Origin of the sequence: Pseudomonas sp. GW460-12-10-14-TSB1 (assembly GCF_017349775.1) — a bacterium.
In the GTDB taxonomy this organism is placed as follows: domain Bacteria; phylum Pseudomonadota; class Gammaproteobacteria; order Pseudomonadales; family Pseudomonadaceae; genus Aquipseudomonas; species Aquipseudomonas piscium.
Map to the genome: position 1 here is coordinate 26,969 of NZ_JACNAC010000054.1, position 16,783 is coordinate 43,751.

General features: G+C 58.1%; 16 protein-coding genes. 13 read left to right on the plus strand and 3 right to left on the minus strand.

Translation table 11 applies throughout. The features are described 5' to 3' along the window. Positions 1 to 310 precede the first annotated feature (310 nt). From J4D52_RS24650 to ppa, 8 genes are all read left to right on the plus strand, one after another. The gene (locus tag J4D52_RS24650) at positions 311 to 1,831 is read left to right on the plus strand and encodes an aldehyde dehydrogenase family protein (RefSeq protein WP_007924088.1); all 1,521 of its coding nucleotides are present in this window, start codon (positions 311 to 313) and stop codon (positions 1,829 to 1,831) included. 166 nt (positions 1,832 to 1,997) lie between these two features. Next, on the plus strand, positions 1,998 to 3,446 hold the full coding sequence (gene eat, locus J4D52_RS24655) for an ethanolamine permease (RefSeq protein ID WP_025807739.1): 1,449 nt from the start codon (positions 1,998 to 2,000) through the stop codon (positions 3,444 to 3,446). 199 nt (positions 3,447 to 3,645) lie between these two features. Then, positions 3,646 to 5,040 (plus strand): ethanolamine ammonia-lyase subunit EutB, encoded by a 1,395-nt coding sequence (locus J4D52_RS24660; RefSeq protein ID WP_009051054.1) that lies wholly within the window; start codon positions 3,646 to 3,648, stop codon positions 5,038 to 5,040. A gap of 10 nt (positions 5,041 to 5,050) precedes the next feature. Then, positions 5,051 to 5,875, plus strand: a complete 825-nt coding sequence (gene eutC, locus J4D52_RS24665; RefSeq protein ID WP_025807743.1) for an ethanolamine ammonia-lyase subunit EutC — start codon at positions 5,051 to 5,053, stop codon at positions 5,873 to 5,875. Positions 5,876 to 5,981: 106 nt separating this feature from the next. Further along, positions 5,982 to 6,440: an N-acetyltransferase gene (locus J4D52_RS24670; protein WP_009051056.1), complete on the plus strand. Its 459-nt coding sequence runs from the start codon at positions 5,982 to 5,984 to the stop codon at positions 6,438 to 6,440. Between the two features lie 253 nt (positions 6,441 to 6,693). Further along, positions 6,694 to 7,350 carry a DedA family protein gene (locus tag J4D52_RS24675; RefSeq protein ID WP_053281090.1) on the plus strand — a complete coding sequence of 219 codons (657 nt, stop codon included), beginning with the start codon at positions 6,694 to 6,696 and terminating at the stop codon, positions 7,348 to 7,350. A 5-nt stretch (positions 7,351 to 7,355) separates the two neighbouring features. Continuing rightward, entirely contained in the window at positions 7,356 to 8,165 is an 810-nt protein-coding gene (locus J4D52_RS24680) for a zinc-dependent peptidase (protein WP_102676693.1), read from the plus strand. A 263-nt stretch (positions 8,166 to 8,428) separates the two neighbouring features. Further along, a complete protein-coding gene (ppa, locus tag J4D52_RS24685; protein ID WP_007933577.1) occupies positions 8,429 to 8,956 on the plus strand; it encodes an inorganic diphosphatase in 528 nt (175 codons plus the stop codon). A 518-nt stretch (positions 8,957 to 9,474) separates the two neighbouring features. Here the strand turns inward: ppa and J4D52_RS24690 are convergent. Then, positions 9,475 to 10,269, minus strand: a complete 795-nt coding sequence (locus J4D52_RS24690; RefSeq protein ID WP_102676694.1) for an alpha/beta fold hydrolase — start codon at positions 10,267 to 10,269, stop codon at positions 9,475 to 9,477. A 289-nt stretch (positions 10,270 to 10,558) separates the two neighbouring features. Here J4D52_RS24690 and J4D52_RS24695 point away from each other — a divergent pair, with 289 nt between their 5' ends. Then, on the plus strand, positions 10,559 to 11,020 hold the full coding sequence (locus J4D52_RS24695; RefSeq protein WP_081251693.1) for a nuclear transport factor 2 family protein: 462 nt from the start codon (positions 10,559 to 10,561) through the stop codon (positions 11,018 to 11,020). A gap of 134 nt (positions 11,021 to 11,154) precedes the next feature. Here the strand turns inward: J4D52_RS24695 and J4D52_RS24700 are convergent, their stop codons facing one another. After that, positions 11,155 to 12,081: a LysR family transcriptional regulator gene (locus tag J4D52_RS24700; protein ID WP_025807754.1), complete on the minus strand. Its 927-nt coding sequence runs from the start codon at positions 12,079 to 12,081 to the stop codon at positions 11,155 to 11,157. A 225-nt stretch (positions 12,082 to 12,306) separates the two neighbouring features. Continuing rightward, entirely contained in the window at positions 12,307 to 13,335 is a 1,029-nt protein-coding gene (locus J4D52_RS24705; protein WP_102676695.1) for an AraC family transcriptional regulator, read from the minus strand. A 167-nt stretch (positions 13,336 to 13,502) separates the two neighbouring features. Here J4D52_RS24705 and J4D52_RS24710 point away from each other — a divergent pair, with 167 nt between their 5' ends. From J4D52_RS24710 to J4D52_RS24725, 4 genes are all read left to right on the plus strand, one after another. After that, the gene (locus J4D52_RS24710; protein ID WP_025807757.1) at positions 13,503 to 14,036 is read left to right on the plus strand and encodes a 2,4'-dihydroxyacetophenone dioxygenase family protein; all 534 of its coding nucleotides are present in this window, start codon (positions 13,503 to 13,505) and stop codon (positions 14,034 to 14,036) included. A gap of 144 nt (positions 14,037 to 14,180) precedes the next feature. Beyond that, positions 14,181 to 15,005, plus strand: coding sequence for an SDR family NAD(P)-dependent oxidoreductase (locus tag J4D52_RS24715; protein ID WP_036998127.1), 825 nt, complete (start codon positions 14,181 to 14,183; stop codon positions 15,003 to 15,005). Between the two features lie 178 nt (positions 15,006 to 15,183). Continuing rightward, a complete protein-coding gene (locus tag J4D52_RS24720; protein WP_025807762.1) occupies positions 15,184 to 15,864 on the plus strand; it encodes an isochorismatase family protein in 681 nt (226 codons plus the stop codon). A 185-nt stretch (positions 15,865 to 16,049) separates the two neighbouring features. After that, on the plus strand, positions 16,050 to 16,454 hold the full coding sequence (locus J4D52_RS24725) for a DoxX family protein (RefSeq protein ID WP_025807764.1): 405 nt from the start codon (positions 16,050 to 16,052) through the stop codon (positions 16,452 to 16,454). Positions 16,455 to 16,783: the final 329 nt, after the last annotated feature.

Sequence of the window (16,783 nt, forward strand, 5' to 3'; positions counted from 1 at the left end):
CTCCTGCTGCGCTGACGGCTGCGACGGCTGCATCAAGCGATTCAGATCAAGGCGAAGCCCAGCATCCTCCAGCCATGGATGCATTGCAATGCCACTTCGACCAATGAGTCACGGGCTGTGCCATAAGCGGTACAAAGTGTCACCCGTGCTGTGCCACAACTGCCACAGACACTCGGTGCACGGCCGCTGAAACATCCGCAAACCCTTGATTTACCTGGCCCGTAACGCAGTGGCCCGGGCTTTGCTCTACGCTTTTACAAGCGCAACAGCGCGTCCTCCCAATAAGCACAAAAGCCAGGAGATACCCACCATGCGTTATGCACACCCCGGTACTGAAGGCGCTATCGTTTCGTTCAAGAGCAAATACGGTAACTACATCGGCGGCGAATTCGTCGCGCCTGTCAAAGGTCAGTACTTCACCAATACCTCGCCAGTAAACGGCCAACCGATCGCCGAGTTCCCGCGTTCCACTGCCGAAGACATCGAGAAAGCCCTGGACGCCGCCCATGCCGCCGCCGATGCCTGGGGTGCCACCTCGGCACAGGCCCGCTCGCTGATCCTGCTGAAAATTGCCGACCGTATCGAGCAGAACCTCGAACTGCTGGCCATCACCGAAACCTGGGACAACGGCAAGGCCGTGCGGGAAACCCTCAACGCCGACATCCCCCTGGCCGCCGACCACTTCCGCTACTTCGCTGGCTGCCTGCGGGCCCAGGAAGGCAGCGCCGCGGAAATCGACGGCAACACCGTGGCCTATCACATTCACGAACCGCTGGGCGTGGTCGGGCAGATCATCCCGTGGAACTTCCCGCTGCTGATGGCCGCCTGGAAACTCGCGCCCGCCCTGGCCGCCGGTAACTGCGTGGTACTCAAGCCGGCCGAGCAGACCCCGCTGGGCATCTGCGTACTGATGGAACTGATCGGCGACCTGCTGCCGCCGGGCGTGCTCAACGTGGTGCAAGGTTTCGGCAAGGAAGCGGGCGAAGCCCTGGCCACCAGCAAGCGCATCGCCAAGATCGCCTTCACCGGTTCGACCCCGGTGGGCTCGCATATCATGAAATGCGCCGCCGAGAACATCATCCCGTCCACCGTGGAACTGGGCGGCAAGTCGCCGAACATCTTCTTCGCCGACATCATGCAGGCCGAACCGAGCTTCATTGAAAAGGCCGCCGAAGGCCTGGTGCTGGCGTTCTTCAACCAGGGCGAAGTCTGCACCTGCCCGTCCCGCGCCCTGGTGGAAGAGTCGATCTACGACGAGTTCATGCAAGTGGTGATGAAAAAGGTCGAGCAGATCAAGCGCGGCGACCCGCTGGATACCGACACCATGGTCGGTGCCCAGGCATCCGAGCAGCAGTTCGACAAGATCCTCTCGTACCTGGAAATCGCCAAGGGCGAAGGCGCGCAGCTGCTGACCGGCGGCAAGGTGGAAAAACTCGAGGGCAACCTGGCCAGCGGTTATTACATCCAGCCGACCCTGCTCAAGGGCAACAACAAGATGCGCGTGTTCCAGGAAGAAATCTTCGGCCCGGTGGTGAGCATCACCACCTTCAAGGACGAAGCCGAAGCCCTGGCCATCGCCAACGACACCGAGTTCGGCCTCGGCGCCGGCCTCTGGACCCGCGACATCAACCGCGCCTACCGCATGGGCCGGGCAATCAAGGCCGGTCGTGTGTGGACCAACTGCTACCACCTGTACCCCGCCCACGCGGCGTTCGGCGGTTACAAGAAGTCCGGCGTCGGCCGTGAAACCCACAAGATGATGCTCGACCACTACCAGCAAACCAAAAACCTGCTGGTGAGCTACGACATCAATCCGCTGGGCTTCTTCTAAAGCCAATAAAGCCAGGGACAAGGGTGGAGCCGCCAGTGCGGCTTCACCCTTGGGGGCTGGTCGCGAACAACCTCGCGATGACGGCCTCAAGGCAAAACACACCATCGCCTTGCAACACCGATCCGGTCTGCCGACCGGGCACAACAATAAGAACAGGTGAACCCTTATGCCTAGCGAACATACCGGCGTGCAGTCGGCTGGCTCTTCCGTCGACTTTGAAAAAGTCGGCTCCGACTATTTCCAACAACGCGAACTGAAAAAAGGCGCGGCAGGCTGGGTCCTGCTGGTGGGCCTGGGTGTGGCCTACGTCATCTCCGGCGACTATGCCGGCTGGAACTTCGGCCTGGCCCAGGGCGGCTGGGGCGGCATGTTCCTCGCCACCTTGCTGATGGCCACCATGTACCTGTGCATGTGCTTTTCCCTGGCCGAACTGTCCTCGATGATCCCCACCGCCGGCGGCGGCTACGGTTTTGCCCGCAGCGCCTTCGGTCCCTGGGGCGGCTTCCTCACCGGTACCGCGATCCTCATCGAATACGCCATTGCCCCCGCGGCGATCGCGGTGTTTATCGGCGCCTATTGCCAGTCACTGTTCGGGATCGGCGGCTGGATGATCTACCTAGTGTTCTACATCGTGTTCATCGCCATCCACATCTTCGGGGTCGGCGAGGCGCTGAAGCTGATGTTCATCATCACCGCAGTCGCCGCCCTGGCCCTGGGCGTGTTCCTGGTGGCGATGGTGCCGCACTTCTCCGTCGCCAACCTGCTGGACATCCCGGTCACCGAGGCCGTGGGCGCCAGCAGCTTCCTGCCGTTCGGTTATGTCGGTGTGTGGGCGGCGATTCCCTACGCTATCTGGTTCTTCCTGGCAGTCGAAGGCGTACCGCTGGCTGCGGAAGAAACCAAGAACCCCAAACGCGACCTGCCGCGCGGCCTGATCGGCGCCATGCTGGTGCTGCTGAGCTTCGCCCTGCTGATCCTGGTGATCGGCCCGGGCGGCGCAGGGGCCAACGCCCTGCTGACCTCGGGCAACCCGCTGGTGGAAGCCCTGGCCAAGGCCTACGGCGGTTCGACCTGGATGGGTAGCTTCGTCAACCTGGTGGGCCTGGCCGGCTTGATCGCCAGTTTCTTCTCGATCATCTACGCCTACTCGCGGCAGATTTTCGCCCTGTCCCGCGCCGGCTACCTGCCGCGCAAGCTGTCGGAAACCAACAAGAGCAAGGCACCGGTCCTGGCGCTGGTTATCCCCGGGATCATCGGTTTCGGCCTGTCGCTGACCGGCCAGGGCGACCTACTGATCCTGGTGGCGGTGTTCGGCGCGACCATTTCCTACGTGCTGATGATGGCCGCGCACATCACCCTGCGCATCCGTCGCCCCAAAATGGATCGTCCGTACCGCACCCCGGGCGGCATCTTCACCTCCGGCGTGGCCCTGGTACTGGCCTGCATCGCCGTGGTGGCGGGCTTCCTGGTGGATCCGCGGGTGGTCATTGGCGCCGCGATCATCTATGGAGTATTAATTGCTTACTTTGCTTTCTACAGTCGGCATCACTTGGTAGCAGGCACGCCCGAAGAAGAATTCGCGGCCATTCAGAAAGCTGAAGAAGCCTTGCACTAACCGCCGAAAACCTCGACGCAATCAGGCGGTGTGAAAACGTCGCGAGTGAAGGCAAGACAAGGCAAAAACAGGCGAGGAAGCGGAGTTTAGGGGCCTAAATGAGCATTCCGAGCCTGTTTTTAACGCAGGATTGCCGAACGCAGCAGTTTTCACACAGCCTGTAGGGACCGGTTCCCTGCGTCGTCATAGGAGAACCTGTATGGCAAGTTTCGCCCACACCGTCGGCGCCCAGACCTACCGCTTCGACAGCCTCAAGGACGTCATGGCCAAGGCCAGCCCGGCACGCTCCGGGGACTTCCTGGCCGGCGTCGCCGCCCTCAACGACGGCGAGCGGGTCGCCGCGCAAATGACCCTGGCGGACATTCCGCTCAAGCATTTCCTCGAAGAAGCGCTGATTCCCTACGAAACCGATGAAGTCACCCGGTTGATCATCGACACCCACGACAAAGCCGCCTTCGCCACCGTCAGCCACCTCACGGTCGGCGGTTTCCGCGACTGGCTGCTCAGCGACGCCGCCGACGAACAGAGCCTGCGTGCCCTGGCACCCGGGCTGACCCCGGAAATGGCCGCCGCCGTGTCGAAGATCATGCGTGTCCAGGACCTGGTGCTGGTGGCGCAGAAGATCCGCGTGGTCACCCGGTTCCGCGGCACCCTGGGCCTGCGCGGCCGCCTGTCGACCCGCCTGCAGCCCAACCACCCGACCGACGAACCGGCGGGCATCGCCGCGAGCATTCTCGACGGCCTGCTCTACGGCAACGGCGACGCCATGATCGGCATCAACCCGGCCACCGACAGCATCGCCTCGATCTGCGCCCTGCTGGAAATGCTCGACGCGATCATCCAGCGCTATGAAATCCCCACCCAGGCCTGCGTACTGACCCACGTCACCACCTCCATCGAGGCGATCAACCGTGGCGTGCCGCTGGACCTGGTATTCCAGTCGATCGCCGGCACCGAGGCGGCCAACGCCAGCTTCGGCATCAACCTCAATGTCCTGCAGGAAGGCTACGAGGCCGGCCTGAGCCTCAAGCGCGGCACCCTGGGGCAGAACCTGATGTATTTCGAGACCGGCCAGGGCAGCGCGCTGTCGGCCAACGCCCACTTCGGCGTCGACCAGCAGACCTGCGAAACCCGCGCCTACGCCGTGGCCCGGCACTTCAAGCCGTTCCTGGTGAACACCGTGGTCGGTTTCATCGGCCCGGAGTACCTGTACAACGGCAAGCAGATCATCCGCGCCGGCCTGGAAGACCACTTCTGCGGCAAGCTGCTGGGCGTGCCCATGGGCTGCGACATCTGCTACACCAACCACGCCGAAGCCGACCAGGATGACATGGACACCCTGCTGACCCTGCTGGGCGTGGCCGGGATCAACTTCATCATGGGCATCCCCGGCTCCGACGACATCATGCTCAACTACCAGACCACCTCCTTTCATGACGCACTCTACGCCCGCCAGACCCTGGGCCTGAAACCGGCGCCGGAGTTCGAGCAGTGGCTGGCGAAAACCGGCATCTTCACCCAGCCCGACGGCAAGGTGCAGTTCGGCCACAACCTGCCGCCGGCCTTCCGCCAGGCACTGGCACAGCTTCAGTAAGGACAGGCTTATGGACAAACACCCGACCGACAGCCAGAACCCCTGGCTGGAGCTGCGCCGCCTGACCCCGGCGCGTATCGCCCTGGGCCGCACCGGTACCAGCCTGCCCACCGGCGCCCAGCTGGACTTCCAGTTCGCCCACGCCCAGGCCCGCGATGCGGTGCACCTGCCCTTCGACCATGCCGGGCTGAGCAGCCAACTGGCCGAACGCGGCCGCGGCAGCCTGCTGCTGCACAGCGCCGCCAGCGATCGCCACAGCTACCTGCAACGCCCGGACCTGGGGCGCAAGCTCAGCGATGAGTCGGCCCAGGCCCTGCGCGATCACGCATCGGCCAACCCGGGCGGCGTCGATCTGGCGGTGGTGGTGGCGGACGGTTTGTCGGCCCTGGCGGTGCATCGCCATACCCTGCCGTTTCTCGCCCGTCTTGAAGAACAGACCGAGGCCGAGGGCTGGTCGCTGTCGCCGGTCATCCTGGTGGAACAGGGCCGGGTGGCGGTGGCCGACGAAATCGGCGAGCTGCTCGGCGCGAAAATGACCGTGATCCTGATCGGCGAACGCCCAGGCCTCAGCTCACCGGACAGCCTGGGGCTGTATTTCACCTATAACCCGAAGGTCGGGCTCACCGATGCCTATCGCAACTGCATCTCCAACGTGCGCCTGGAGGGCCTGAGCTACGGCATGGCGGCCCACCGTTTGCTGTACCTGATGCGCGAGGCCTGCAGACGGCAGCTCTCGGGGGTCAACCTGAAGGACGAGGCCCAGGTGAACACCCTGGACAGCGATGCACCCGACACGCTCAAGGGCAATTTCCTGCTGGGGCCGGCAAAGCCGTGATTTTTCGAGACGATTGCGCTTTTTCCACGCTTTAGGCAGCATCGAAACACGGCTGCCCGAGTAATGAACCGTTTGCCGTCGTATCCATTTGAAGTTGAGGACAACCATGCGGATTACTCAAGCGACCCTCGAACACCTGGATCTGTTAACGCCCCTGTTCGTCAAATACCGCGAGTTCTATGGCGCCCTGCCTTTTCCGGACTCGTCCCGGGCTTTCCTGGAAAAGCGCCTGCGCCGCAAGGAATCGGTGATCTACCTGGCCCTGCCCGACGATGACGACAAGAAGCTCCTGGGTTTCTGCCAGCTCTACCCCAGCTTCTCCTCCCTGTCCCTCAAGCGCGTATGGATCCTCAACGACATCTATGTCGCCGAAGACGCTCGCCGCCAGCTGGTGGCCGACAACCTGATTCGCACCGCGAAGAAAATGGCCAAGGACACCCATGCCGTGCGCATGCGTGTCTCCACCAGCAGTGACAACGAAGTGGCGCAGAAAACCTATGAATCCATCGGTTTTCGCGAAGATACCGAGTTCAAGAACTACATATTGCCGATCAGCGACGACTAAGCCCCATCTGAAACAGCCTGATCACAACCTTCGACAGCACCTGGGAAGACGCTGCCGAAGGTCACGATCTTTCGCCTCTGGCCAGTCAGCGCCGCCAAGACATTCCTCGCTACAAACTCAACGCCTATTTCACATATCAGGTCTTATAATGCCGACCTTTTCGGGGCGTAAGATGAATCTGCGCCAGCTGTAAGTTTTTGCCCCCAGTCATCGCACAGGCCCGCAGAGTCGGACCGTCACCACAGGTGCCCTAATGGATTTCAACCCGATCGACCTCATCCTCCATCTCGACGTTTATCTCGACATGTTGGTGACCAACTACGGGCCATGGATCTACGCCATCCTGTTCCTGGTGATTTTCTGCGAAACCGGCCTGGTGGTGACGCCATTCCTGCCTGGCGATTCCCTGCTGTTCATTGCCGGCGCGGTCGCCGCCGGTGGCGCCATGGACCCGGTACTGCTCGGCGGCCTGCTGATGCTGGCGGCAATCCTCGGCGACAGCACCAACTACATCATCGGGCGAACGGCCGGCGAGCGATTGTTCAGCAACCCGAACTCGAAGATCTTCCGCCGCGACTACCTGCAAAAGACCCACGACTTCTACGACCGTCACGGCGGTAAAACCGTGACCCTGGCGCGTTTCCTGCCGATCATCCGCACCTTCGCCCCCTTCGTCGCCGGCGTGGCCAAGATGCCTTACCCACGCTTCTTCGCCTTCAGCGTGGCCGGTACCATCCTCTGGGTCGGCGGCCTGGTGACCCTGGGCTACTTCTTCGGCAACGTGCCGTTCATCAAGAAAAACCTGTCGCTGCTGGTAGTGGGCATCATCCTGCTGTCGCTAGTGCCGATGATCATCGGCGTGGTGCGCAGCCGCCTGGGCCGCTCGGCAGCAAAGGCCGAAAGCCACTGATCGGTATGTGGCCCCTCAGCACCTGGCGCCGCCGGCGTCGGCTGGCCAAGCACCCGATTGCCGATGAAATGTGGCAACGGGTGCGCCAGCACCTGCCCTTCCTTGATGGCCTGAGCGCTGCCGAGGACCAGTGGCTGCGGGAAACCAGCGTACTGTTTCTCGACGACAAGCACCTGAGCGCCCTGCCCGGGGTCGAACTGCACCAGTTCGAGCGCCTGCTGCTGGCCACCCAGGCCCAGCTACCGCTGCTGCACCTGGGGGATTTGAACTGGTACCAGGGCTTTCACGAGATCGTCCTCTACCCCGACGACTTCCTCAGCCCCCAGCGCCATCGCGATGCCAGCGGCGTCGAACATGAATGGGACGGCGAACACAGCGGTGAAGCCTGGCAACAGGGCCCGATCATCCTGGCCTGGCCCGGCGTGCTCGCCAGCGGCGGCTGGGAAGCCTATAACCTGGTGATCCACGAACTGGCGCACAAGCTGGACATGCTCAATGGCGATGCCAACGGCCTGCCGCCGCTGCACAGCGACATGCGCATCAGCGACTGGGCGCAGGTGATGCAAGCGGCCTACGACGACCTCAACCACCAGCTCGACCACAACCCGGACGCCGAAACCGCCATCGATCCCTATGCCGCGGAAAACCCCGCGGAATTCTTCGCCGTCACCAGCGAATACTTCTTCAGCGCCCCGGACCTGCTCCACGAAGCCTATCCGAAGGTCTACGAGCAACTGCAGCTGTTTTACCGGCAGAATCCCCTGGCCCGGCTCCAGCAACTGCAGGCCAGCGACCCGCACTACCAGCAACATTGAGGCGTCCTACCGGAACACGTCCGCAGGCGAAATAATCGCCATTCCTGACGTGCGCCTCTGAACTAAACCCGTTGCAGCGACTCTTCTTTTCGCAAGCAATCGAGCGTCGCTAGCCGCTTCTGCACAGGGTTTGCGGCGGTAGGCCCAAGGCGTCCATACGTCCTTCGGTACGTGGCACAGCCCTTGGAATATGCCTATAATCGCCGCCACTTTTTGGTCAATCCGGCCAAGACATTTTGGTCAACTAACGGGGGCATCGCCCAATGAGCTACAGCAAGATTCCGGCTGGCAAAGACCTGCCGAACGACATCTACGTCGCAATCGAGATTCCGGCCAACCATGCGCCGATCAAATACGAAATCGACAAAGACAGCGACTGCCTGTTCGTTGACCGTTTCATGGCCACCCCGATGTTCTACCCGGCCAACTACGGCTACATCCCGAACACCCTGGCCGACGACGGCGACCCCCTCGACGTGCTGGTAGTCACTCCTTACCCGGTTGCTCCAGGCTCGGTGATCCGCGCCCGTCCGGTCGGCATCCTGAACATGACCGACGACGGCGGCGGCGATGCCAAAGTCATCGCTGTTCCTCACGACAAGCTGTCCCAGCTGTATGTCGACGTGAAGGAATACACCGACCTCCCAGCGCTGCTGATTCAGCAGATCGAGCACTTCTTCGCGAACTACAAGGATCTCGAAAAAGGCAAGTGGGTGAAGATCGAAGGCTGGGACGGCGCAGACGCCGCCCGCGCCGCGATCACGAAGTCGGTTGCCGCCTACAAAGGCTAAGCACCCCTTCAATAAAAAGCCCCGCCAAGCCGGGGCTTTTTTGTGCCTGTTGGAAACGGGCTTGCACGTACTCCCCTCAACAACGCCCCCAGATACAAAACATCTGTACTTTTCTGCCTCGCCAAAGGCTCTGGAGAGCGTTTCCCGCTGGGAATTCTCCTCGAATATCAGTATGCTGCGCCCCACCTTTGCGCATCGACCTGTTCAACCGGTCAGATCCGCCCGACGCGGCAGATGATTTTCTCGCCAAGTCCCACAGCCAGCCGCAAGAGCTGGGTGTACGTTTTGCAGGCTGGTGCGGTTTACCAAAAATGAACCAAGCCAGTCCCCGAGAAGCCGGCCACAAGCCGGCTTTTTAATGCCTGGAATATTCCTCCCCCATCCGCCAGCCTAGCCATACGCAGGTGCAGGTCTGGAGACGGATGCGTTTGTCGAGCAGGCCGCTAAATAGCCATTGGCCAAGCAGACGATCTGTAAATTGATGGCGCCCGTTTACCTCAGGCTCCATCAATTCTGGCTCAGTGCCCCAGCAGGAACTGCAGTGTGTTCTCCACGAAATTGACAGGTGTCTCGATCATCGGGCAATGCCCTGAATGCTCAAGGCGTGTGTAGCTTGAGCCCATGATGTTGTCGAGCATCTCGAACTGATGGATTTCAGGTATGAGCTTATCCTGCGCGCCCCAGAGGATATGTGTCGGGGTAGTGATGTGCTTCAGGCGATTGTAGATATCGACGGTCAGGTCAATCTCCCACTGACGAACCAGCGCTTCCCGAGGCTGCCCTGGCCCCCCTTCCGCAAGAGAGGCGGCTACCTGGCTCAGCGCTCCACCGTGAATGGAGTCCTCGCCCAGGGCCAGGAAGTACAGCGACTTCACCAGGAGTTCCTGATCCTTTATGGCATGACACCATGCAAGAGCCATGGAAATGACTGTTTGCGTATAAGTCCCCAACCTTGACGTGGTATTGACCAGGGTAAGGCTGGCAACGCGCTGTGGGGCCAGGAGGGCCAGTTCCTGCGCGATCATGCCGCCCAGCGAATGGCCCATGACATGCGCCTGTGAAGATCCTGCTGCATCCAGGACGGCACGAGCATCTTTGGCGAGATCTTGAAGCGCGTAGCCAGTGGGGCAGAGGCTGCTTTCTCCAGAGTCGCGATTGTCGAAGGCAATGGTCCTGAAGTGTTTTGCCAGATCGGCGCGCACCAGGGACCAGAGCGTACGATCGGCCGCAGTGCCGGCAATCAGTAAAAGATCGGGACCCTGGCCTTGGATATCGAAAACGAGTTCTATGTTATCTCTGTATACGCTTGACATGGATATGGAGCTCCGCCGCAGGGAATTGTCCTGCTATTTTTATTGGGCGGGTGAAACGCGGATAGCCATGAAAACGGTAACTATGTGTTCTGTTTCTTTGTACGGCCCCACTTAACCTATAGCTCCAATACAGCTCAAGCTTCCCTTCACCCCCCATACCAGCTACTTGCCCATCCGCCAGGTCGTTCTTTTTTTCTGAACCTGCCGTTTTCGTTTCTGCCTATATACTTTTTTATCTGCCGGACAGAGGATGTTTTTCGAATAACTCATGCGCAATGGAGAACCTGTTATGTCTCGCAACCCTATTGAAGTGGTCCAGGACTTTCTCGCCAACACTACAAACAGCGAGATGGTCAATAAACTGGTTGCAGCTGACGCAACCTATATCTCCTTGAACTTTGAAAACCCGGCACTCAAGCAGATCATGCCTTGGGCTGGCATGGGTAAAGGGCCGGAAGCCTTTTTAAGCACCTTTGTTCGCGTTGGCCAATATTGGGACAACCTGGACTTTGAAGTAACGGATATCTTCGGTTCCGATGAGCGCGTTGCCGTTTTTGGCAAATTCACTTACAAGTCCAAGGTGGTAGGTAAAACCCTGACCTCCCCTTTCTCTATTTTGGCCAAGGTCAAAGAGGGGCAAATTACCTACTTCCAGTTCATGGAAGATACCTTTGGTACGGCATCGACCTTCAAAGTCAAAGGTAGTTGGACTTTTCATAGTGACCCTAAAGGAAAGCCATTCGATATTTGAGCTGTTCCCTGAGGCGCCTCACAAGCTGCATGAGTTATTTCATGCGGCTTTTTTTGTTTTTAGGGGGAGCGTGATCCCCTACTCTGATAGGCATACCGAGTCGGCACACAGCCTTCGCTGGAAAGCCTGCCCATTCAGTAAAGCAGTCCTCTCTCTGCCAATGCTCGATCCCACGGGGCAGGATGGCCGATTTCATCCCCAAGAAACTGCGCCAGCGCCAGTATCTTGTGGGGCGTTTTTATCGCTTTGCGGTAAACGACTGAAATATGACCGCCAGAAGGTGAGTAAGGCAGCAACACCGGTATCAACTCTCCGCAAAGCAAAGCATCTTGGGCCAGAAAGGTTGGCAAGATGGCCAGGCCGATACCCGCCTTGGCGCTTTCCAGCAGTTGATGTCCTGAGTCGGTACGCAAGCGCGTGCGGATTCGAAACGACTCTTGATGGCCATTAAACGGGAGCCTCCAGAAACCATTGGGCTCGCGGTTGTAGTACATCAACCCATCATGCAGTTGCAGGTCTTCTGGATGTTGCGGTGTGCCATTTTTCTCCAGATATTCGGGACTGGCACAAATCAGATGATGATTATCCGTAATGATTCTTGCCACTAGCGATGAATCTTCCAGCCGGCCAATACGTATGGCCATGTCGAAGTGCTGGTCCTGAAGACTGACAAAACTATCGGTACTTTGTACGTCGATATCCAGGTCAGGATGCTTTTTTGCAAACCTGGAAAAAATCGGCGCCAGGTAACGTGGGGTGAATGCCAACGGCGCGGAAATGCATAGACGCCCCTGGAGAGAAGTATCGGTGCGCCTGACTGACTGCTCGGAATTTTTCAGTTCCTGTAGAAGATGGACCGCCTGGGTGTAATACACCTGCCCTGCATCGGTTATCGAGATTGGCCGGGTTCTACTGACCAAGGTACAACCCAGGTGTTTTTCCAACTGTTGAATGCGCTGGCTCACTTGGGATTTCGTTGCTCCCAGGCGACGCGCCGCCTCCGAAAAACTCAAGGCATCGACGACGGTGACAAAGGTGTTCATGTTGATAAATATATTCATAGGGCTCTCGGTTTTTTGCTTTCCGTACTGCTTTGTCTTATGCCGGTGGAAGCCACAATCTTTGCCTCTAACCCAAACAGTCAGGCCTGCATATAAGACGATAGAGAATTCAGCCATTAAAACGACAGGATGTTCTTCAGAGGGACTTAATGACTTCCCCGCAGAACGAGAAAGGTTACGGCCCTACGTGGACCTTTCACTCTGCCTGGATGGTTTTGCGGCGCATCAGGATGGCTCCGTTTCGGTTGAGCCCAATAGAATCTTATGTTGCACACGCCATTGCCGCGGTGATACGCCAGTCCACTTCTTGAAGTGACGACTGAATACGGCTGTCTCGGCATACCCAAGAGAAAGGGCGATTTCGGTAATACTCAAGTTGACATCCAGCAAGTGGTGCTGGGCCATGTCCAAACGGGTGGCCTGTAGTAATTCCCTGAAACCCTCACCTTCTTGTGCCAAGCGTTTCTGCAATACCCGCGAACTCAAGTTCAAAGCGGCACTGACCCGGCCAATGCTGCATTCGCCATAGGGTAGAAGGGTGAAAATCAAGTGGCGAACCTGCGATTGCAGATCGTTTGGGTGACGGGCCTCCAGGAGTCGGGTGCGCTGCTCGAGACACTCACGAATGAGCGCTTTATCTATATGTGGGGAGCGCTGCAGCCATTGCTTGGGAAAACTTACGCCATCGAACCGGCTATTAAAATGAAGATAACCCTCTGGAAAGATGTCAACCCAACGGGGCGCCTCTGGCCTTGCCTGCCTTAAATGCAAGTGCAAATTCAGGTTATTACCTTCCATCATGGTACGAATGGCGTTGAATAGTTGTCTTGCACTTAATTGCCTCAGGTGCAACAAACCACTTTCGTTGTTGAAGCTGAAATGAACGGAGACATCTACGGCCTCGTCACGAATCTGTATTTTCAAAGCAAGGCCGTTCGAATGCAGGTGAACGTGCTGGTTAAAATATTCGATGGCCTGTTCCAGATTTGCTTGATAGCTGGCTAATAAAGCCAATTCCCCGATGACGACAAAAGACTGTTCTGAGGCGAGGTGCAATCCAAAATAAGGATCAATACAACGCTGTGCCGCACTGTCTAGCAGGGACGCTATCTTTACATAGGAAACCAAAGTATTGGGTTGTTGTAACTGGGCCGAACTAAGTCCGGCATCGCGTAGCATCACCGTAGGGTTTTGGCCCAGGTGTGAGACCAGTCTTTCGAAACCATGAATAGCGCCTGTTCGTAGTAAATGCATTTGATTTGCCTGCGGGGTGATTAAAAACGTTCGTCAAAGGTCAATTGCTATTCATGTTTTATCAATATCTGCCGCAGTAGACTGCGTATATTTACGTAGCAGACTTTGTATATTTAATAGTAGGTTATGGTTTTCCAGCCTGTGTCAAGCCCTTATAAGGAATCGCTATGAACGATAGCAATAGTCCCGTGCTGGAGTTATTGGCCGCCTTGCAAAGCCAAGGTGTTGTTACACGTGAGGGTGCTCGTGAAGCTATCTTGTTGAATGAAGATGACCTGCCATGGGTGACATTGCCAGATGGTTCTTTATTACAAGTTCTGCAGGTGGATCTAAACCAGAACCTATGGGTCGTGCGCAATCGTCTTAAGCCGGGGTTTTCAATCGACACGCACTACCATACGGGCCCAGTGTTCGCTATCACTCTTTCTGGAGAATGGTTCTATAAAGAATATCCGGACAAGATAAACAGGGCAGGCTCTTATCTGTTCGAGCCAGCCCACTCGGTTCATACGCTAGTTGTCGATGCCGACGCCAAGGAAGATGCGGTTGTCTGGTTTGCTGTTTTTGGCAGCAATGTAAACATCGATGAAAAGGGTGATGTAACAAGTGTATTGGATGCCAGGAGCCTGCTCATGGTCTATCGACTGCTGTGCCAGGCACAAGGCGAGAACTGCGATAAGGTCATTGTGCTGGGTGAGTAACAAGCCCTGATCACAGAGTATGGTTTTTTGAAAACCACAGACTGCAAAAGATTGGTTGTGAGTGGTTCTTGAACTTCACGCTTTTAATTCCTTGGCCCTTAAAACACACCTTCACCCAGTGAGTTTCTGACGCAGGAGTGCATCATGGCATCTTGGCTATATGGAGCACCTCAAGTGGCTTTTATCTCCGGAGGCGCCAGCGGCATTGGCTTGCATATAGTTCGAGCGCTTATCGATGAAGGTACAAGCATTGCCATTTTCGATTTGAACATTGAACAGAGCCTGTTGGCAGAACTACGGCTCGGTTGTTCCAGGCTGGGGCAAGTCGTCGAAGCTTATTCTGTGGATGTCAGCAATAGCGCTGCCATGCTGTCGGCGATGGACGAAGCGGCTATCTATGTAGGCAGGCCGGACTTGGCCTTCAACTCTGCCGGCATACTGCGTACCGCTCTCTTTACGGAACTTGCTGCCGAAGTCTTTGAAACAGTGGTGCGCATCAACCTGCTGGGCAGCCGCAACTTCTCCGCTGCAGCGCTCAAGCATATGCAAGCCAATGGTCATCTGGTGTTGGTGGCTTCATTGGCAGGCGTTGTTGGCAGTTATACCCAGTCTGCCTATGCCGCATCGAAGTTCGGTGTTGTCGGGCTGGCGGAAGTATTAAGGATTGAACAGAAGTTGCTCGGGATTGATGTATCCGTGGTGTGCCCGGGTGAAATCAGTACTCCCCTGTTGGCTTATGAGCGACAGCACGGCAGCCCAATTACCGAAGTGCTCAACCAGTTTGCCGGTGTACTTCCCGTCGAAAAGGCCGTGGCCGGAATACTCAATGGCGTGCGACGGCGCGAATTCATGATTACCCCCGGATTCAAGGCCCGGTTGACCCGTGCCCTAGCTCGGAAAACCAGCACGCTGATGCGCTGGCTGGTTGATCGAACACTGGAAAAAGCCATTACCAAGGCACGCGGATAACCTGCCTGGACAGGCGCCAACGAAGTTTCAACTCAAGGCTTCGGAGCGTTCACCGGCGACCTGGCTATTCGCCCAAACCCGGCCCGACTGTTTGCAATGGTGGTCTACGCAGGACGCGCGGACCGAATCGGGCATAGCCCGAAACTCACGGACGATCCCACCAAATGAGGAAATAGAAATGAGTGCTCCAGCCAACTTCAACGGCCAGACCCCGAAAATCGATCCTGCCAACGCAGCCATGCTGCTGATCGATCACCAGAGCGGTCTGTTTCAGACGGTGAAGGACATGCCGATGACCGAGTTGCGTGCCAACGCGACGACGCTGGCCAAGCTCGCCACCCTGGCGAAGATTCCGGTCATCACCACCGCTTCGGTCCCGCAAGGACCTAACGGCCCGCTGATCCCGGAAATCCACGAGTCCGCGCCACACGCGCAGTACGTGGCGCGCAAGGGTGAAATCAACGCCTGGGACAATCCGGAGTTCGTTGCCGCGGTCAAGGCGACCGGCAAGAAGCAACTGATCATCGCCGGCACCATCACCAGCGTGTGCATGGCGTTCCCCAGCATCGCCGCCGTGCATGACGGCTACCAAGTGTTCGCAGTGATCGACGCCTCCGGCACCTACTCCAAGATGGCCCAGGAAATCACCCTGGCGCGCGTGGTCCAGGCCGGCGTAGTGCCGATGGACACCGCATCCGTCTGTGCCGAAGTGCAGCAGACCTGGCATCGCAGCGACGCCGAGCAGTTTGCCGGCGCCTACAGCGCGGTGTTCCCGCACTATCAGTTGTTGATCGAGAGTTACCTCAAGGCCCAGGCCGTTGTGACCAACAATGAGCAGTTGGACTCGCAGCGCGGCTGATCGCTCCAGCGCGAAAGGCTACCCCTGCCCTTCGCGCTTCTCTACTTGCCCTATGGGCCAACGCCACGCGGCCCGTGCATGTCCCCCTTGATGATTGAGCGAGCGATGCATTGCGCCTGGAACGTTGCGCAACCGGTGCTTTGCGCGTGTGAAAAAACCAACCTGTTTTTATTGAGAATAGAGCGATGATCGGCATCGAAGATTTTGCCCTGCTGGTAGCCCGCTGCCTGCTAGCCACCCTGTTTGTGGTGAGCGCTTTTGACAAACTGCGCCTGGATCCGGACGAGATGAAACAGATCGAGTCTCTGCACCTGCCCTTTCCCGCGGTGGTTGAATGGCTGACCGGCCTGTTCGAGATCCTGGGCGCGATCAGCCTGGTGTTCGGTATCTATGCCCGGGTAACAGCTGTAGTACTGGCGCTGTTTGTCGCCTTTGTCTCGCTCATGTTCGTGCGTTTCTGGACAGTACCTGGACCGAAAAACGTACGGGTCATGGTTCGCAATATTTTTGTCGCCAATGTGACCCTGGTCGGTGGGTTGCTGTATGTCGCGGTGCTGGGCGCCGGGCAGCTGGCGCTGGTGGATATTTAGGCGGTGAACGCAAAACGATGAGGGCGAACGCGTCCATTTTCACCCCATCGACGTAAGGCTCTTCGCTTTCTATTGAACGACTTTTCCTAGAAACTCTAACCCGCTTGCGCCTGCCAAACCTGCTGCCTAGGCTCGGCCTGTCACTGCTGAATCAGTGATCGGGTTTAGCAGCTCGAAACATCGCATTGGGCGTATAGCGTCACCTACCGTCTGACTGAGTCAGCACGTCATGGTGGCTGTGCGCAGGGCACCTTCGGGTGCGCCGGTTTCCAATGTGATCGGCCTGCTAACCTGCGTACAGCTGCCCCCCTTTCGTTTAGCAGCGATCT